Origin of the sequence: Salinivirga sp. (assembly GCF_035268865.1) — a bacterium.
In the GTDB taxonomy this organism is placed as follows: Bacteria; Bacteroidota; Bacteroidia; order Bacteroidales; family Salinivirgaceae; genus Salinivirga.
Map to the genome: position 1 here is coordinate 1 of NZ_DATFKB010000157.1, position 2469 is coordinate 2469.

The 2469-nt window shown below is 40.1% G+C and carries 1 protein-coding gene; it reads right to left on the bottom strand.

The window, feature by feature from the left end:
• Positions 1 to 1882, bottom strand: a 1882-nt coding sequence (locus VJ937_RS09200) for an InlB B-repeat-containing protein (RefSeq protein WP_324066604.1), incomplete at its 3' end; no start/stop codon positions are given.
• Positions 1883 to 2469 lie beyond the last annotated feature (587 nt).

The following is a 2469-nucleotide window of genomic DNA, read 5'->3' on the forward strand; positions in this document are numbered from 1 at the left end:
TGGCTGTGATGGAAGCGGCATCGTCAACGTTGTAAGTCCCATCGCCTGTTACTGTTCCGCCTTCGACTGGCGTGGCGTTCAGTGTGAGTGTGTAATCAATAGCAGCAAAGTTTGCTGTAAGTGTTACATCCCCCGCGGGCATGGTTACCGTGGCACTGGCGGCTGTGGCATCGTCAATATGATCCGTATCGCCTGTCCAGTTTACAAATTCGTAACCAGCTGCGGGTGTGGCTGTGATGGAAGCGGCATCGTCCACGTTGTATGTTCCGTCGCCTGTTATAGTGCCGCCTTCGACAGGTGCAGCATTCAAGGTTAGCGTGTAATCGATGGCCGCAAAGTTTGCTGTGAAGCTGACATCTGAGACAGGCATAGTAACCTGAGCAATTGCTTTTGTTGGGTCATCGATATTTGTAATGGAGCCGACCCACTCTACAAATTCATAGCCCTCTGCTGCCATGGCCACGATGGTAGTTTGTTCAGAAGCTCCGAACTGACCGTCACCTGAAACAGTTCCACCTTCAATTGGCATTGCCCCGGTGATTAAATTGTATGTTGTCAGAATTCCCTGGGCACGCAGCTGGGGTACTCTGTCAATTGATTGAAGAATGGGATAACCATCTGCCGTAGCATCGGGATTAGCTGCTTCAACTGTTTGCCAGATGGTACTAAAATTCAAGGCTGTCATATTAACTGTAGACGATGCCCCCACCATTTCTGCTGTTGTTAAACCAACAAGATTTGAGGTTGTACCATCATTCCAGGTTACGGGATCCGTTTGTCCACTGGTTAGAAGATCCCAATAAGAATCAGCTAAAGTACCATCTGTTCTAAGGACTCCTGCAAGACCGGCTGTTCGTCCGCTATAACCTGTAAGCGTTCCGGTAGCATAACAATATTGTATATTAGTAGTGTTATTTGTACTCCCAACAATACCACCAACATTTTGTCCATCTAAATTGGTTGCAGTAGTCACACTTCCCAATGCATAAGAATTGATGATATTTCCACCATAAGTTACACCTGCAATACCTCCACAGTTAAAACCTGTTGCTGTAATATCAATAGAAGAAAAGGATTTTTTAATAGTAGATGAATTGAGCACACCCACAATTCCACCTAATTGTTCTTCTGCATTAATAGTTCCTATTGCATAACAAGCTGTTATATCACTATTGTTGTTATACCCTACTAAACCTCCGGCATTTATATCTGCAGTCATATCTACATTAGCATAAGAACCTGATAAATTTGAATTTACATTATTTCCAATTAGTCCACCAACACTCTGTGCAGTGCCAATAACAGTACCTTCCGCACTACAATTTGTAATGTTGCCAATATTGACACCGGTTAAACCTCCAACTTCCTGGCCACCACTTACAATGCCATTTACATGAGCATTTTCAATAGTACCCTGATTATATCCTACCAGCATTCCTGCCTTATTGACAGCAGTAATATCTACATCAATAAGGTAAACATTTTTTATTGTAGCATCTTCTGTGTTACCAAAAAAACCAGCACCATTAATAGAAGTATTTGATCTGTTGAACATTACCCCTTTAATAGTATATCCATCGCCGTCAAAAGTTCCTTTGAAAAAGTCTCCCCACGATCCCACGGGCATCCATCCCTGAGCGCCCCATTGATCATATCCCGCGCCACCTGAGGCAAGATAGGTAGCCAGGTCAATATTTTCAACAAGAATAAAATTCTTATCAGAGTGTGCATCACCTGTGTAATTGTGTAGTTCATCAAGTTGAGCTGGTGTAGCAATTTGCCAGGGATTTGAGGCAGTACCATCACCCCCTGCAAAATTTTGGGCTGAGGAATAACTGAAGATCCCTAAAAATAAAAAAAGTAAAATAGATAGATGTCTCATAGTGAATGTGTTTTAATGATTTTTAAATTCAGGAAATTTTCACACAAATGTTTTGTCAATCTGCATACATAAAAAAGCGTATGTGTAAATGATAAAAGCAGAGTGTTGAAAGTTGAAAAATTTTTGATGCGTATTTTATATACTATGGAATAATAACAGCTTTGCATAGCTTGTTTTTTAACTGTGTAACCAAAGCTAACCAAAGGAGCGTGTTTAAAAAAAATACAAAGCGGGACAAAAGCGGGACATGAGAGAATAATCGCTGAAAAAGGCGACTAAAATGATCTATGGTTTAGACAAATTAAAATTCACCAATTCAAACGGAGAAATTGGGTCACCTCATAAAGTTGTGGTGTGAAATTGAAATGTGAAAAAGGCCTTAAAAGCTTATCAAAAAACAGAACGCGGATTGAGCTGTTAAATGCAGCAAAAAATATGGGAATTAAAATAATTACAGTGTATTTATCGCTGTGTATTTGTACCAGAAATATCACAGATAGACGGATTTAGGATTTTGATTAAAGTTTGTATTAGCAAAATGTTAGAAATAAAACATTAGCCATAAATTAATCAATCTGTATAATCCG